11 protein-coding genes are annotated in these 16,523 nt (G+C 73.0%); 7 read left to right on the top strand and 4 right to left on the bottom strand.

The window, feature by feature from the left end:
- Positions 1-102 precede the first annotated feature (102 nt).
- From AB0F56_RS14110 to AB0F56_RS14120, 3 genes are read left to right on the top strand one after another with little or no spacing between them, the layout of a single operon-like run.
- A complete protein-coding gene (locus AB0F56_RS14110) occupies positions 103-1,614 on the top strand; it encodes a glycosyltransferase family 39 protein (protein ID WP_362008299.1) in 1,512 nt (503 codons plus the stop codon).
- Complete coding sequence (locus AB0F56_RS14115; RefSeq protein WP_362008301.1) at positions 1,611-2,708, top strand: glycosyltransferase family 4 protein; 1,098 nt, start codon at positions 1,611-1,613, stop codon at positions 2,706-2,708. The genes AB0F56_RS14110 and AB0F56_RS14115 overlap by 4 nt, the downstream gene beginning before the upstream one ends.
- A complete protein-coding gene (locus AB0F56_RS14120; RefSeq protein WP_362008304.1) occupies positions 2,705-4,003 on the top strand; it encodes a beta-galactosidase in 1,299 nt (432 codons plus the stop codon). Before AB0F56_RS14115 ends, AB0F56_RS14120 begins: the two co-directional genes overlap by 4 nt.
- Before the next feature lie 30 nt (positions 4,004-4,033).
- Here AB0F56_RS14120 and AB0F56_RS14125 read toward each other — a convergent pair whose 3' ends face one another.
- The gene (locus AB0F56_RS14125; RefSeq protein ID WP_362008306.1) at positions 4,034-4,798 is read right to left on the bottom strand and encodes a class I SAM-dependent methyltransferase; all 765 of its coding nucleotides are present in this window, start codon (positions 4,796-4,798) and stop codon (positions 4,034-4,036) included.
- Positions 4,795-9,369: an aminotransferase class I/II-fold pyridoxal phosphate-dependent enzyme gene (locus tag AB0F56_RS14130; protein ID WP_362008309.1), complete on the bottom strand. Its 4,575-nt coding sequence runs from the start codon at positions 9,367-9,369 to the stop codon at positions 4,795-4,797. Before AB0F56_RS14130 ends, AB0F56_RS14125 begins: the two co-directional genes overlap by 4 nt.
- Positions 9,370-9,569: 200 nt before the next feature.
- Between AB0F56_RS14130 and AB0F56_RS14135 the strand changes: the two genes are divergently transcribed.
- The gene (locus AB0F56_RS14135) at positions 9,570-11,381 is read left to right on the top strand and encodes a VanW family protein (RefSeq protein WP_362008311.1); all 1,812 of its coding nucleotides are present in this window, start codon (positions 9,570-9,572) and stop codon (positions 11,379-11,381) included.
- Here the strand turns inward: AB0F56_RS14135 and AB0F56_RS14140 are convergent.
- Positions 11,329-12,183, bottom strand: a complete 855-nt coding sequence (locus AB0F56_RS14140; protein WP_362008314.1) for a class II fructose-bisphosphate aldolase — start codon at positions 12,181-12,183, stop codon at positions 11,329-11,331. The two genes, AB0F56_RS14135 and AB0F56_RS14140, sit on opposite strands and share 53 nt — an antisense overlap.
- Positions 12,183-13,142 carry a sugar isomerase gene (locus tag AB0F56_RS14145; protein WP_362008317.1) on the bottom strand — a complete coding sequence of 320 codons (960 nt, stop codon included), beginning with the start codon at positions 13,140-13,142 and terminating at the stop codon, positions 12,183-12,185. Before AB0F56_RS14145 ends, AB0F56_RS14140 begins: the two co-directional genes overlap by 1 nt.
- Positions 13,143-13,294: 152 nt before the next feature.
- Here AB0F56_RS14145 and AB0F56_RS14150 point away from each other — a divergent pair, with 152 nt between their 5' ends.
- From AB0F56_RS14150 to AB0F56_RS14160, 3 genes are all read left to right on the top strand, one after another.
- Positions 13,295-14,092: a DeoR/GlpR family DNA-binding transcription regulator gene (locus AB0F56_RS14150; RefSeq protein WP_362008319.1), complete on the top strand. Its 798-nt coding sequence runs from the start codon at positions 13,295-13,297 to the stop codon at positions 14,090-14,092.
- 149 nt (positions 14,093-14,241) lie between these two features.
- Positions 14,242-15,882 (top strand): serine/threonine-protein kinase, encoded by a 1,641-nt coding sequence (locus AB0F56_RS14155; protein ID WP_362008321.1) that lies wholly within the window; start codon positions 14,242-14,244, stop codon positions 15,880-15,882.
- Positions 15,879-16,508 carry a hypothetical protein gene (locus AB0F56_RS14160; protein WP_362008324.1) on the top strand — a complete coding sequence of 210 codons (630 nt, stop codon included), beginning with the start codon at positions 15,879-15,881 and terminating at the stop codon, positions 16,506-16,508. The genes AB0F56_RS14155 and AB0F56_RS14160 overlap by 4 nt, the downstream gene beginning before the upstream one ends.
- Positions 16,509-16,523: the final 15 nt, after the last annotated feature.

Genomic DNA, 16,523 nt, shown 5'->3' on the forward strand with positions numbered 1-16,523 from the left:
CCTCAGGTCCCGCCGATGCCGCCGGGGCCGCCTCGCGACGCCGCCCCGCCTCCCGGCCCCACGCGGCAGCGCGGGGAGAAGCCCCGCCTCGCGGGGTGGACCGTGCCCACGCTCGCCCTCGCGGCCCTGGCCGCGGTGGTCACCGCGACGCTCCGGCTCGTGGCCGTCGACCGCTCGGGTGACGTGTTCGTGGACGAGCTGATCTACACGGAGCTGGGCAGGAGCGCGGGCGCGGGCGGCTTCCCCCGTACCGAAGAAGGGCTGTTCTTCCTGCATCCGCCGGGGTTCTTCTACCTCCAGGCGGGCTGGACGCGGCTGTTCGGCACGGACGGCGGCGACGTCCTCACGCAGGTGCACGACGTCCGGGTGCTCAACGCGCTGCTCGCCGGTGTCACGGCGGCGCTGCTCGTCCTGCTCGTCGCCCGGGTCAGGTCGCGCGGGGCCGGTCTGATCGCCGGACTCGTCTTCGCCGTGGACCAGTTCTGCATCCGGCAGAACGACCGGGCGCTCCTGGAGACCGAGACGATGATCTGGGTCCTCGCCGGCTACCTGGTCCTGATCCCGCTCGCCCGCGACGCCCCACCGCTCCGGCCGCGCGCGCGGGCGGTCGCGGCCGGGCTCCTCTTCGGGCTCGCGATCCTGACGAAGGACCACTCGGCACTAATCACCCTTCTGCCGCTGCTCGTCGCGTTCGCCGTGAACTGGGGGCCGCCGCGCCGGTTCACGGCGCTCACCCTTGCCACGGCCGTCGTGCCGTACACGGTGTACCTGACGCTGGTCAGGGCCTTCGGCCACTTCGACGACTTCTGGTACGCGAAGACGAACGGCCTGCAGCGGCTCCTCGGCATCGAGCAGGAGACCGGCTTCAACGCGCCCGGCGCGCCCTCCCTGATGGGGCGGCTGACCGCGCAACTCCCCGAGTACGCGCCGACGTACGCGATGCTCCTGCTCACCCCCCTGGCGCTCTATCTGCTGCTGCGGCGCAAGGACGGCGTCCACCGGCTGCTCGCCCTCTTCCACGCTTCGGCGGTCCTCACCCTGCTCTACGCCTTCGCCCTGGGGACGCTGGAGGAGCAGGCGCTCTACCTGCTGTTCGTGCCGAACCTGGTGGCCCTCGCGGTCACCCTGCCGCTGCCTGCCCGGCACGCCGTGACCCGCCGCGCCGCCGTCGCGGCCGGCCTCTCCGCCGCGTTCCTGGCCTGCGCGGTCCTCGGTCCCGCCGCCGTGTACGCGAAGGACCGCGGCCGGGCGGACGACGGGTTCGTACAGCTGCGGGCCTATGTGACCCAGCATCTGCCGCGCGGCACCACCATCGCCACCGTCGACGGCGGCACCAGCCGGGGCGTCTCCCACTACGCCCTCAACGACCTGTACCGGCTCGACCACTGGGTGTCGGAGGAGGAGCGGGCCTATGAGCGCGTCCAGTACGTGATCGTCCCCTGGAAGGTGATCGAGCAGGGGTACGGCAACACGAGCCTGGCCGAGGTCGAGCGGCTCACCGAGCGGGGGCAGCTGCTGTTCTCCTTCGAGGGCGAGATGTACGGGACGCTGGCCCTCTACCGGATCCCGCTGCCGGACGGAGCCCGTCCGGCGCCCGAGGGGATCGGGCGATGACGGTGAGCGCGCGACCCCCGCGCGTCCTGCTCCTGACCAGCAGCCCGCTGGACGGCGCGGACGGATCGGACGTGGCCCTCGCGCGGGACGTCCTCGGGGCGCTGCCCGACTTCGAGTTCCTCTGGTTCTCCCAGTGGCCCGGACGCCGGGGCCGTCCGCCGCCGCCCGTCGGCCGGGCGATCGCCCTGTGGTCCGGCGACGGCGCCCCGCACGCGCCGGTCCGTTTGCAGGCGGCGCTCGCCGGGGCCGTCGCGGCCCGCCGCGCCGACCTCGTGCACGCGTTCCTGACGATCGGGCGGACGTTTCCGGCGTACTCCTGGCTGCGCCCCCTGATGCTGGGGGCGCGGCCCGTCGTGCACAGCGTGCCCGGGGTGATGGACTCCCGGCTCCTGGCCAGGACCCGGCCCCTGGGGACGACCGTGGCCCTGACCGAGTCGATGGCCCGGCGGCTGCGCGCGGCGGACTTCGGCGACGTACGGGTGATCCTTCCGATGATCCCGCTCGGGCGGTGGCCGTGCCTGCCGCGCCCCGAGGGCGTGCCGGTGGTCCTCTTCGTCGGTCACCACGATCCGCACGGCGGCGCCGCGATCGCCGTGGAGGCGGCGGCGGAGGCGGCACGGGCCGGGGCCCGGTTCCGTCTCGTCCTCGCCATGCGCGGGCGGCCCGGGCAGAACGCGGCCGTCCTCGGGGACGAACTGCGCGAGCTGGCCGGAGCGGTGGGTCTCACCGACGTCGAGGTACGGGGCTATGTCGAGAACATGCACGCCCTGCTGGCCTCGGCGCACGTGCTGCTCTTCCCGCCGCCGGTGATCGGCGGCAAGGCGGACATCCCGTTCACGGTCCTGCAGGCGCTGGCCTCCGGGCGGCCCGCGATCCTCAGCGACCTGCCGCAGTTCGCCGACCTGGGGGACGCGGTGCTGCGGGCGCCGGCCGGTGACGCCCGCAGGACCGGGCAGCAGCTGCTCTGGCTGCTCGAACAGCCCCGCGTCTGGGACATGCTCGCGGAACGGGGCCGGGCGATCGTGGAGGAGTCCTTCGGCCCCGAGCGGTTCGCGGCCCAGTACGCGGCCCTGTACCGGGAGTTGCTGGCATGAGGCCGCGCGGGCGCCGCCGCACGGTCCTCGGCCTGCTCGCCGTCCTGGTCCTGGTCCTGGCGACGGTCGGGATCCTGCGCCACGACGGGGGCGGCGAGCCGGACGCGTACGGGTTCGGCACCCTGCAGACCCACGAGGACGAGGCCCGCCACGAGTACGAACACGGCATCAGGGTCGCCCACATGGAGATCGACTGGGACCGGTTCGAACCGCGCAGGGACCAGTTCGACGACGCGTACGCGGAGGGGGTCAAGGACCGGATCCGCGCTTTCCGTGACGCGGGGCTGCGGATCGAGGCCGGGCTCGGCCTCAACCATCCGCCGTCCTGGCTCGCGGAGACCTATCCGTGGGCCGTGTACGTCAACCAGTACGGCGAGCGGTCCCCGAAGACCGCGAACCTCGTCTTCAGCACGGTCGTCCGCGACCAGGCCGAGCAGTACGTGAAGGAGGTGAAGGAGCGGATCGGCCTGGAGGACTTCTGGGCGCTGCGGATCGGGGTCGACGAGTCCGGCGAGTTCGGCTACCCCTCCCCCGTCTCCGCGGACCGCGCCGAGGGCGAGTTCTGGGCGTACGACGACAACGCCCAGTCCACGGCCCCCGACCCCGACCGTCCGGCCACGGTCCCGCAGAACCCGTTCCCCGGATGGCGGCCCGGCGAGAGCACGTACCGGGGCGAGGAGTTCACCGAGCGGCAGGTGGGGCTCTGGTACCACTGGTACCTGACCTCCCTGGCCGACGCCGTCAACTGGCAGATCGGGCTGTACACGGACCTCGGCCACGACGGTCCGCTGAAGGTGCTGATCCCCGGGGCCGGTCACCTGCCCGCCGACCAGCGGGCGGCGATCGCCGCCCACCTGGGGCCGACGGACGCGGGGCGGCTCGTCGGGCGCGGGGTCGCGTTCTTCGAGACGATCGGGATGATCCACCGGCAGGACGACGTGGTCCTGGTGTCGACCGCCCTTGTCGACGGGACGGGCACGCCCCGGGACAACGCCTGCGCGCCCACGGACGCCTCCGTGAACGTCCACGCGCCGGACGAAGCGACCGTACGGACCTGGTCGTCGACCCGCTGGGTGGTGGCCGTGGCGCGCGCCGAGGGCTTCACCCGGCTCGCGGGGGAGAGCGCGGGGCCTCAGGTGGCGGCGTACCACCCCGGGGTGATGGAGACGGCCGCCCGGCAGCTGACGTCCTGCGGCCTGGAAGGGCTGATGTGGGCCTTCGACGGGAACCTGTACGACGGGACACCGGGCTCGTCCCTGGAGGAGTACGCGGCGATGATCCGCCGTCATGTGTGAGCCGTCATGTGTGAGGCGCGGATGTGGGGCTCAGGTGTGCGGACCGGCCCGGCGGGCGGTCAGCAGCAGGACGCCGGTGTCGCCGTACTCGGGCAGGGTGCGGTCCTTCGCCACCCGGGTGATCCGCAACTCCTCGGTCAGGGGCTCGAAGACGGACCGGAGCGCGCCTTCGTCCACCGGGCAGGCGGGCCAGCGGGGCCCGGTGCCGATGCGGTAGGTGGGCATGCGTTCCATGAAGGCGGCGACGAGGTGGCCGCCGTGCCGCACCGAGCCGACGAAGACCCCGCACAGGGCGGCGACCTCGACGAAGTCCTCGGTGACGCTCTCGGCGACGAAGTTCATCGAGGCCAGGTCGTAGCTGCCGGGCTGGAGGTCGTCGGCGTCGCCGGGCACGATCCGCACCCGCGCCAGCGCCTCGGCGGGTGTGGCGGGCAGGGCGGGGTCGAGGGCGCGGCAGAGCGTGTAGAAGGGCTGCCAGCTGTCGTCGGGGCCCCGCTCCAGCTGGCCGCGGAGGTAGCGGACGCTGGCCGTGCTGGGTTCGAGCGCGTCGATGCGCCGGCACGCCGCGGCGGCCAGCATCAGCGGGTACAGGTTGGGTCCCGCGCCGAACTCCAGGGAACGGGCGACGCTGTCGGGCGCGAACCGCCGGTAGAAGGCCGAGTGGTGGTGGATGACGCCGATGTCGACGGGGTGCAGGAGCCGGTAGTTCTCGGCGAGGTAGTCGGCGACGGGCCAGGCGTTCCAGTCCGCGTCGCGGTTGCGGCGGGGCGCCCGGATCGGCGCGGCCCGGTTCATCGGGGCTCCGGCGGCCGGCCGGCGGCGACGCCATCGGGGTGCGGGTCCTCCTCGTACCGCTGCAGGCCGAAGCGGTGCGAGAGTTCGGTCAGCGCCGCGTTGAGCTGGTCGATCTCCTCGTCGGTGTTGGCCGCGGTCACCTGGATCCGGAAGCCCACCCGGTTGCGCGGGACGAGCGGATAGCTGGCCAGCGTGACGTAGATGCCCCGTTGCCACAGGAACGCGGCCACGGCTTCGAGGTCCTGGGCCTCGGCGAGCGGGATCTCGATGATCGGCAGCCCGTCGATGTTGGGGGTGTCGATGTCCAGGGCGCGTACGTGGTCGAGGATCCGCGTGGTCTTGCGGTGGAGGTCGGCCCGGATCGCGTCGCCGCGCACGGCGTTGACGTCGAGCCCGGCGAGGGTGGTCGCGAGCGAGGCCGTCGGGGAGGGCCCGGAGTAGAGGTAGGGAGCCGCCGCGACCTTCAGGTGGTCCTTCAGCGCCCTCGGCAGGGCGAGGAAGGCGAGCAGCGAGGAGTACGCCTTGGAGAAGCCGCCGACCATCACCACACCCTCGTAACTCTCGCCCAGGTGGCGGACGATGCTGTTGCCGCGCGCGCCCCACGGGGAGGTCTCGCCGGGCTCGCGCTGGCCGATCACGCCGAAGCCGTGCGCGTCGTCGACGTACAGCAGGGCGCCGTTCTCCCGGCAGATCCGGGCGATCTCCCGCAGGTCGGGGAAGTTGCCGGTCATGCTGTTGACGCCGTCCATGCAGACCAGGCGGGTGACGTCGCCGGGGAGTGACCGCAGCTGCACGTCCAGCTCCCAGGGGCTGTCGGCGTGGAACCGCTGCACCGTGGCGCCCTGCCCGCGCGCCACCACGCACGCGTCGTACACCGTGCGGTGGGCCTGGGCCTCGACGTAGACGCGACCGGTGCCGGCGAGCAGCGGGATCACCGCCTGGTGGATGAGGGTGATGGTCGGTAGCAGCAGGGTGTCGGGCGCGCCGAGCAGTTCGGTCAGCCGCTCCTCGATGAGGGGGTAGAGCCGGGGGCTGCCGATGAGCCGCGACCAGCTGGGGTGGGTTCCCCAGTTTCTGACCTGGGGGTCGATCGACGCCATGATCTCCGGGTCGAGGTCGAAGCCGAGGTAGTTGCAGGAGGCGAAGTCGACGAGCCACTGGTCCTCGACGCGGAGCTTGCGGCCGTCGATCTCGTCGATGACGGCGTCGCACATCGGGCTGGTCCGCTTCAGGCGTTCCAGGTCGAGCCACCGGGGGTCGCGCCGCACGGGGCCCCGGCCCTGGCGCCGGGCCACGGCCGGTGACGCCGCCGACCGCGCCGGCGGGCCCTGCGTGCCCGGCGTGGTCAGCGTGCTCGGTGTGGTGCCCGCCGTGGTGCGCCGCTTCGGCTGCTGCGCCGCCGGCCGTACCGCGGTGGTGCTCGAAGACGTGCGGCGCAGGAACGACTCCGCCTGATGGGCGGTCATCGGCCGGGCGAACAGGAAGCCCTGTCCGTACTGGCAGCCCATGGCGGCGAGGAGTTCGCGCTGTTCCTCGTGCTCGATGCCCTCGGCGACGACGTCGAGGCCGAGGACCTCGGCGATCCGGACGATGCCCTCGACCAGCGCCACCTGCTGCCGGTCGGTGGTGATGTCGTCGATGAACGACTTGTCGACCTTGAGCACGTCGATGGGGAACTCGCGGAGATAGCTGAGTGAGGAGAATCCGGTGCCGAAGTCGTCGATGGCGAGGGAGACACCCAGGTCGCGCAGGGCCCGCATGGTGGTGCGGATCTGCTCGTCCTTGCGCATCAGCACGGTCTCGGTGAGTTCCAGGACCAGGGAGCCCGGCGCGAGCCCGGAGGAGCTCAGCGTGCGGCGCACGTCGTCGAGGAGGCCCGGGTCGCGGAACTGCCGGGCCGACACGTTGACGTTGGCGCGCAGCGGCGGCTGCCGCCCTGGCCGGGCGCGCTGCCAGCGGGCGACCTCGAGCGCCGCGTGTTCCAGGACCCAGGCGCCGAGCGGCATGATGTGCCCGCTCTCCTCGGCCAGGGTGATGAACTGGTCGGGCGGGACCATGCCCCGGCGGGCGTGCGGCCAGCGGATCAGCGCCTCGAAGCCGGCGACGGCCCCGCCGGCGACCTCCACGATCGGCTGGTAGCGCAGGGCGAAGGAGTGGTCGGCGATGGCCGTGTCCATGCCCTCCTGGAGTTCGTGCCGGGCGACGAGCCGGGAGTGCAGTTCGGGCCGGAACCGCCGCCAGCGTTTCTTGCCCGCGGCCTTGGCCGCGTAGAGCGCGAGGTCGGCGTGGCCGAGGAGTTCCTCGGCGTGGGCGCTGTCGAGGACCGTGGCGACCCCGACGCTGGTCGAGACGGAGACGGCGCCGTCGGTGAGGTGGAACGGCTGGCTGAGGGTGTGCACGATCTGGGCGGCGAGCGCCTCGGCGTCCCCGGGTTCCTTGGCCCCCTCGATGAGTACGGCGAATTCGTCGCCGCCGAGCCGGGCCGCCGTGTCGCTGAGCCGGAGGACGGAGGAGAGTCTGCGGGCGACGGCGACGAGGAGTTCGTCGCCGACGGAGTGCCCCATGGTGTCGTTGACGACCTTGAAGTCGTCGAGGTCGACGAAGAGCATGCAGGTCAGGGTGGATTCACGGCGGCCGCGCAGCAGGGCCCGCTCGATCCGTTCGAGGAGCAGGACGCGGTTGGGCAGTCCGGTGAGGGAGTCGTGGAACGCCCGGTGGGTCAGCTCGCGCTCCAGTTTCCGCTGCTCGGTGACGTCCCGCAGGGTGAGGACGAGACCGTGGACGGTCTGTTCGTTGCGGAGGTTGCTGCACCGGACCTCGACGTGCAGGTCGGTGGCCTCGCCCCGGCGCAGCTTCCAGTCGTCCCGGGCGTCCCCGTCGCCGCGTGAGCGGACGCCCGCCAGGATCCGCAGCGCGCCGGTGGCGTCGCCGGGCGCGAGAAGCTCGGTGAGGGGGGTGCCGGGCAGCAGCGAGTGGCCGAACATGGACTCGGCCGAGGGGCTCGCGTACCGCACGGTGTCGTCGTCGTCGACGATCAGGATGACGTCGGAGGTGTTGTGCACGAGGGTGCGGAAGTACGCCTCGCTGGTACGGCGGTTGACCTCCTCGCTGAGCCCGAACCGCTCCAGGGCGAGCGCGGCCTGGGAGGCCAGGGACTGCGCGGGTCCGGCGATCGCGCGGAGCTTCTTCTCGGGCGCGGCGAGCAGCAGGACGCCGAGCAGGGATTCCCCGGCTGCGGGCTGCTGGAGGGCGAGCGGGGACAGCAGGGCGTGCGAGAGCGGGCCGAGGGCGTGCGCGACGGTGGGGTCGAGCTCGTCGGTGGCGACGACGCGGCTGCCCTGGGCGAGGAGTTCGGGCCAGCGGACGCCCTGGGGGCCGGTGAGTTCGGTGCCCCGGAAGTTCCAGGGCAGGTGCCCGGTCGGGACGGCGTACAGGAGCCGTCGGCGGTCGCGGGCGAGGAGCATCGTCTTGTGCGGGGTGCCCGGTCCGACGAGGGTCGCGGCGGCCACCTCGACGGCGCTGGCTACCTCGCGCGGGCTCAGCGAGGCCACGAGCGAGGCGGCGGCCACGCGCAGACTGCGCTCGCGGGCCTCGGCGTTGCGGTGCTCGGCCATCATGCCCCAGAGCCGGGTGAGGACCAGGAGGAACATGATCGCGGAGAAGACCGCGATGACGGCGATGTCCTGCTCGCGGTCGTTGCGCAGGGACTGGTAGAGCAGCAGGGCGGGCGCGACGAGCGAGGCCGCGGCCAGCATCGCGAGGCGCCGTTCGACGATGACGGCCGGGGGCTCGGGGGCCCGCTCGGTCAGGCCGGTCATGGAGGGGTGCAGGGCGGCGAGACCCCAGGCGGTGAAGAAGAGCACCCAGCCGATGTCCCAGCCGGTACCGACCTGCCAGGTGCCCCGCAACTGGAGCGTCCCGTAGATGACGTCGGAGGCGAGGATGCCGCACGTGCCGACGGTGAGCAGCTGTACGGCACGGGACTTCAGCCCGCCGGGGACCAGGAGGCGGGCGAGCATGGCGAGCATCAGGACGTCGCCCAGCGGATACGCGATCGAGATGGCCTTCTCGATCCACGTCATGTCGGGCGACTTGGCGAGCGGGGTGATCAGGTTCACCCAGGAGAGCAGGGCGAGTCCTGAGGTGAGGATGAGGGCGTCGAGCGCCACGGCGAGGTCGCGCGAGGCGGCGCGGTAGCGGATGAACCCGAAGAGCCCGATGGCGAAAAGAGGGTACGTCGCCAGGTAGAGCGCGTCGGCCACCGAGGGAAAGGGGTTGGTCTGGTCGAACAGGCTCTCCAGGAGGTTGTACGCCGTGTCGCCCGCGACGAAGGTGAAGTTGGCGCCCGCGAGCACGAGCCAGGGCCAGCGTCTGGCCGGCTTGTGGAGGTGCACGCCCGTGAGGATCGCGGCGACCCCGCCGAGCCCGATCAGCGCCCACAGCAGGGTGTGCCACTCGGGATACGTGAGATAGGCGGCCGTGAGCCCCGTCACGACCACCACATAGACCAGGGTCCAGCTCGTCAGCGTTCCGGGCCTGTACGGCACCCGGTTCTGCTGTCGCAGCGGCATCGTCGACCGCCCCCTTGCCAGGTCGGAGCCCGGTGGCGGAACGGAACGGACCCTGTTCCTCCCCATTCTCCGCACATCGCACCAGTGGTGCACCTTTCGCCGCGTCGGCGCAGGTCAGGGCGTTACGACATGCGCTCCACACCCACACGGCGTAACGTCGCGGAAGGATCTCGGGTCCCTCGACCGCCACGGGAGGTTGTGTGCGCGACTCCAGGAACGGTGGCTCCAGGGGCCCCGCCCCCGGGAACGAGGACGACGCGACGCCGTCGTCCTCTCGTGGTCGGCGCGTACGACTCGCGGTGATCGCGGCCGGAGTGGCCCTCCTGGCCGCCGGCGGACTGTACGCGGCGGGGTTGATCGCCACCGGGGACGAGATATCCGAGGGCACCCGGGTGGACGGGGTGGACATCGGCGGCATGAGCCGCGAGGAGGCCCGCGCCAGGCTGACGGCGGCGGCGCCGGCGTCCTGGACCGCGCCGATACCGGTGCGGATCGGCGGGAGCACCGGCACCGTCGATCCCGCCACGGCCGGACTGAGCGTCGACGTGGCGAAGACCGTCGACAAGGCGGCCGACCCGGCGCGCGATCCGGTCACCGTGATCGGGCGGCTGTTCTCCTCCGACGAGCGGGACATCGAACCCGTCGTCGCCTTCGACGAGACCAAGGCCAGGGCGGCGATGGTCGAGACGGCCCGCACCTACGACCGTACGACCGTGGAGGGCGCCGTCTCCTTCAAGAACGGCCAGGCGGTCACCGTCCAGGCCAGGGATGGCCAGAAGATGGACGTCGACGGCTCGGTGGACACCCTGCGCGCCAACTACCCCGAGCCCGAGGGCGAGAACCCGGTGACCCTGCCGACCGCCGTCTCCCCGCCGGAGGTCGGCGAGGCCGAGACGGCCGGCTTCCTCAACACCTTCGGGACACCCGCGATGTCGGGTCCTGTCACGCTCACCGTCGACGGCGAGAGCGTGCGGATCACGCCGACCACGCTCGGCGCCCACCTCACCGTGAAGGCGGACGACCAGGGCCGGCTCGTCCCCACCCTCGACGAGCAGGGCCTGCTCCGCGACCCGGCGGTGGCCCGCCCGCTCGACGCGGTCGCGACCGGCCCGGTCGAGGCGCGCCTCGGCGTGGAGAACGGCCGGGTGGTGGTCCTCTCGGACGGAAGGCCGGGCCACGAGGTCACCGCGAAGGCCCTCGGCGACGCGGTCATGCCCCTGCTGCCGAAGCGCGGGGACGCCGCGCGGACCGGCCCCGTGGCCACCGAGCTGATCCAGCCGGTGCTGACCCGGGAGTCGGTGGCGAAGATGGGCATCAAGGAGCAGATGTCGACGTTCACGGTCAACTTCCCCACCGCGCCCTACCGGACGATCAACATCGGCCGCGCGGTCGAACTCATCAACGGCTCCCTGGTGAAGCCTGGCGAGGTCTGGAGCTTCAACCGGACCGTCGGCGAACGCACCAAGGCCAACGGTTTCGTCGACGGCACGATGATCCTGGACGGCCAGTACCACTCGGCGCCCGGCGGCGGGGTGTCCGCCGTCGCGACCACGGTCTTCAACGCCATCTTCTTCGCCGGGGTGAAGCCGGTGGAGTACGGCGCGCACTCCTTCTACATCGAGCGGTACCCGCCGGGCCGGGAGGCCACGGTGGCCTGGGGCACGCTCGACCTGAAGTTCCGCAACAACTCGGACGCCTGGATCTACATCAAGGCGACCGCGACGGACTCCTCGGTGACCATCAGCTTCCTCGGCACGAAGAAGTACGACGCGGTGGAGGCGGTGGAAGGGCCCCGCACCAACCTGACGGAGCCCGCCGAGCGGACCGGCACCGGCCCCAAGTGCGAGCCGCAGCCCCCGCTGGAGGGCTTCGACATCACCGTGGACCGGGTGTTCCGCGACGGCGGGGCGGAGGTCGGCCGGGAGACCTTCCGTACGCACTACACCCCGCGCGACCGCGTCACGTGCGAACCAGCGGAGCCTCCGCCGCCAGCACCTGAAGAAGGTGGGTGACCGCCTCGGCGACGGCGGTGCGCGCCGGGCCGAGGTAGCGGCGCGGGTCGACGGTCGAGGCGTTCTCCCCCAGGTGGGTCCGGACGGCGCCGGTGAACGCCTTGTTGAGGTGGGTGGCGACGTTCACCTTCGTCATGCCGGCGTGCACGGCCCGGCCGAGGTCCTCGTCCGGGACGCCCGAGGAGCCGTGCAGCACCAGGGGGACGTCCACGGTCTCCCGGAGCCTGGCGATGAGCGCGAGGTCGAGAACGGCGTCCCGGGTGAGCATCGCGTGCGAGCTGCCGACGGCGACGGCGAGCGCGTCGACGCCCGTGGCCTCGACGAAGGCGCGCGCCTCGGCCGGGTCGGTGCGCACGCCGGGCGCGTGGGCGCCGTCCTTGCCGCCCACCTCGCCGAGTTCGGCCTCCAGCCAGACCTCGTGGCGGTGGCAGTGGTCCGTCATCGCGCGGGTGGCGGCGACGTTCTCCTCGTACGGGAGGGTCGACGCGTCGAACATGACGGACGGGAAGCCCAGGGCGACCGCCTCGTGGACGAGTTCGGGCGACTCGGCGTGGTCGAGGTGGACGGCGACCGGGACGGCGGCGCGGCGGGCGATGGCGAGGGTGGCGAGTCCGATGGGCTCCAGGGAGCCGTGGTAGCGGACGGTGTTCTCGCTGATCTGGAGGATGACGGGCAGCCCCGCGGCCTCGGCGCCGGCGACGATGGCCTGCGCGTGCTCGATCTGGATGACGTTGAACGCCCCCGTGCCCGCTCCGCGTTCGCGGGCGCCGAGGACGATCTCGCCGGTGGGGGTGAGGGGCATCAGCTCTCCTCCGACCCGGCGGGGGCGAGCACGACGGACCGGGTGAGGTTCCGGGGCCGGTCGGGGTCCTGGCCCTGGGCCTCGGCGAGCAGGACGGCGAGCCGCTGGACGCGGATCAGGTCGGCCATCGGGTCGAGTTCGGCGTCGGTGTCGCCGGAGTCGGCGACGAGGGTGCCGCCGACGCGGGCGACGTCGTCGGCGAGGCCGGCGGGGACGGGGCCGAAGGACCAGGCGACGCGGCCGGGCGCGGTGATGCTGATGGGGCCGTGGCGGTACTCCATGGCGGGGTAGCCCTCGGTCCAGGCGCCCGCCGCCTCGCGCATCTTCAGGCCGGCTTCGAGGGCGAGCCCGTAGGTCCAGCCGGTGCCGAGGAAGGTGTACTGCTCCGCGCCGGTGACCGCGGCGCCGAGGGGTTCGGCGACAGCGCGCTCGGCGTCCTTGGCGGCCCGCTCGACGGTACGGACCCCGGCCGGGAGGACGTCCTCGGCCTCCAGGTGGGCGCGGAGCAGGGCGAGGGCGGTGGTGGCGAAGCGGGTCTGCACCACCGACTCCTCGTCGGCGAAGTCGAGGACGGCGACGGCGTCGGCGGCCGTCATGACCGGGGTCGCGGGGTCGGCGGTGAGGGCGCCGGTGGCGACGGTCCCCTGGACGCGGCGGAGCAGGTCGAGGACCTCGGTCGTGGTGCCGGAGCGGGTGATCGCGAGGACCCGGTCGTAGCGGCGGCCGAGCGGGAACTCGGAGGCGGCGAAGGCGTCGGTCTCGCCGTGGCCCCCGGTCTCCCGGAGCTGGGCGTAGGCCTGGGCGATGAACCAGGAGGTGCCGCAGCCGACGACGGCGACGCGCTCGCCGCGCACCGGGAGCGCCGCGCGGTGCTGGGGCAGGGTCTCGGCGGCCCGGCGCCAGGAGGCCGGCTGGGAGGCGATTTCGGCGGCGGTGCGGGAGGGTCCCGGGATGGGCACGTGCGGCTCCTTCACAGACACAGGATGCTCAGTCTTGCTCGTAACAGATTATTTTCGAGCATCTTCGAGCAACAGCTACGGTGCGTAGTATCCATCAGCCGGGGCGTACGGTCCAGGGCCCACGGCGGCCGCGCGACGCTAAAATCGCGATCATGTCGAAGCACGAGCGGTGGAACACGCTCCTCGAACTGCTCGCCGCGACCGGCAGGCTGGAGGTCGAGGAGGCCGCGGGCACCCTCGACGTCTCCCCCGCCACGATCCGCCGGGACCTGGACGAACTCGCCGAGCAGCGCCTCCTGGTCCGCACCCGCGGCGGGGCCGTCCCGCACGGCGTCTCCTACGAGCTGCCGCTGCGCTACAAGTCCTCCCGGCACGCCTCGGAGAAGCAGCGCATCGCCGCGGCCGTAGCCGAACTCGTCCACGAGGGCGAGGTGGTGGGCCTCAACGGCGGGACGACCACGACGGAGGTGGCCCGCGCGCTCGCGCTGCGCTTCGGCGGCGGCAGGACCGAGTCCCCCGGCGCGCCGACCGCGCCCGCGCTGACCGTGGTGACCAACGCGCTCAACATCGCAGGCGAGCTGGCCGTGCGCCCGCAGATCAAGATCGTGGTGTCGGGCGGGGTCGCCCGGCAGACGTACGAACTGGTCGGCCCGCTGGCCGCCGGGGTCCTCAACGAGGTCGTCCTCGACGTCGTCGTCCTCGGTGTCGACGGCATCGACCCGGACCTCGGGATCATGGCGCACCACGAGGACGAGGCCGGGATCAGCCGGCTGTTCGCGGAACGGGCGAGCCGGGTCGTCGTGGTCACCGACTCCTCGAAGATGGGCCGCCGCGCCTTCGCCAGGATCTGTGGCCTCGACCGCGTCGACGTCCTGGTCACCGACGCGGCGATGCCCGCGGAGGCGGTGCGCCGGCTGACCGAAGCGGGCGTCGAGGTCGCCACCGTCTGACAGGGCGCCGACAAAGGGGCCGTACACTCGCCGCACGTCCACGCGCCGCCCGTACCCCACGCGCGCGCTCTTGCCGGGAACCGGTCGTGGCCGGAATCTGTCCCCGTTGAGGGGGACCGGGGACAGGGGACTGGGGGACTGGGGGCGGTATGAACGCATGGGTGGTACCCGGCTACACGGAGTCCCGTGAGCTGGGGGCGGGCGCCGGCGGGCGAGTGGTGCTGGCCGTCCACGACGCGACCGGTGTACCGGTCGCCGTGAAGTACCTCGGCGAACGCCTGCGCACGGACGCCGCGTTCGTCCGGGGGTTCCGCGCGGAGGCACGGCTGCTCGCCGCACTCGACACGCCGCACGTGGTCCGGCTCTACGAGTACGTGGAGTCGCCGCGGGGCGCGGCGATCGTCATGGAACTGGTCGACGGGATCGCCCTGCGCGCACTGCTCGCCAGGGAGGGCGCCACCGGCCCCGAGGCAGCTCTCGTGGTGCTCAAGGGCTCGCTCCTCGGCCTGGCCGCCGCCCACCGGGCGGGGGTCGTGCACCGGGACTACAAGCCGGAGAACGTCCTGGTCGCGGCCGACGGCACGTCCTCGCTCGTGGACTTCGGCATCGCCACGGACCACGGCAGCAAGCCGGGGGTGGCGGGCACCCCCGCGTACATGGCGCCCGAGCAGTGGAACGGCGAGCCCGCGTCACCGGCCGCCGACGTGTACGCGGCGACCGCGACGTTCTTCGAGTGCCTGACCGGCCGCAAGCCGTTCACGGGACAGAACATCGCCGAGCTGGCGCTCCAGCACCTCGACGCGCCCGTACCGGACGCCGAGGTCCCGGAACCGCTGCGTCCGCTGATCCGGCGCGGACTGGCGAAGGTCCCGGGGCAGCGCCCCGAGCACGCGACGGCCTTCGTGGCGGAGCTCGAATCGGTCGCCACGGCCGCGTACGGCCAGGACTGGGAGGAGCGCGGGCGGGGCAGGCTCGCCGCGCTGACCGCTCTCCTCCCCCTGCTCTTCCCCTCCTCCGGCGGTGAGCCGGCCACGGGCACGACCGCACTGGCCACGACCACCCTGCCCCGGCCCGCGGGGCGCGGACGCCGGCTGTGGCCGGAGCTCGTCGTCCCGGCCGGACTGACGGCGCTGATCCTCGCCCTCCTGGCGGCCGTCGCCGCCCGGGCCGGTGACGACGGAGGCGGCGGTTCGACGGCGGAGTCCTTCGCCACGACGAGCACACTGCCGACCGCCTCGGTGTCCCCGACGGCCGCGTCGCCCACGAGCACGCCGTCTCCCGAGGCCACGCCTTCGGCGTCCGAGGAGGCGACCCCGTCGAGCGCTCCGCCGACGACGCCGACGCTCGTGCCCACGCCGGTGCCCACGCCCACGCTCACCCCGACGGCCACCCTGCCGACGACGGATCCTCCGACCACACCTCCGACCACCCCGCCCACCACGCCCCCGACCACCCCGCCCACGACGCGGCCGGTCGGCGTGAAGTCGGTCGCCGTCACGGGGCTGCGTCAGACGGGCTCGAGCACGGCCGAGGCCTCGTTCGAGGTCGTGGCGGACGGGACTGGACCCGTGGTTCTCGACCTCTCCTGGTTCACGACCGACGGCAAGGGCGAGGTGTCCGACGGCTCCGTGCGCGTGGAGCGGAGCGGGGCGACGCGGTACACGATCACGCTGACGCACGCCTTCCGGGGCGGCGGCTGCTACTGGGGCGTCCGGGCGACCACGGCCCCGGCCGCCGCGAGCGGCGGTTCCACCCGACAGATCCTCACCAGGCGGTGCACGATCTCATGAGCGATCGCGACACGAACGACGACTACAGCGCCACGGTCCTCGGCAGTCACTGGTTCGAAGGACCGGCGCAGGACGTGCCGCCGGACCGGGTGGAGGGCGAGGTCCTCCGCTTCGGGCCCGGGGTCACCCCCGCGCTCGGCCATCGCCTGACCGGACCGACCACCGCGCAGCTCTGGCACGCGGCTCCGCCCGAGACCCTGCCGCGCCGCCGCAGGACACTGCGCCGCTACGCGCTGCCCGCCGTGGTCCTGCTGGCCGTCCTGGCCTTTCTGGCCTGGCAGCGGCTCGGGCCCGAGGTCGCGGTACGCGGCGTGACCGTGGCCGCCCCCGCACAGCCGCCCGGCTGCGACGGCACCGCCGACGTCGTGGCCGTCCTGGAGACCGACGGGCGGCCGGGCACCGTCACGTACCGCTGGGAGCGGAGCGACGGCACCGCGTCCGGGCTGCTGACGGAACGGCTCGCCCGGCATCAGACGCAGGCACGCCTGCATCTGCTCTGGACGTTCCACGGCCCCGGCGAACACCGGGCGACGGCCCGGCTCGTCGTCGTCTCCCCCACGCGGCACACCGCCGAGACCCGCTTCACGTACCGCTGCGGTGAGGCCGCAACAGGCTCTACGCCTTAGGGCCTGTCCGACCCT

It is taken from the genome of Streptomyces sp. NPDC026092 (assembly GCF_040638605.1).
In the GTDB taxonomy this organism is placed as follows: Bacteria; Actinomycetota; Actinomycetes; order Streptomycetales; family Streptomycetaceae; genus Streptomyces.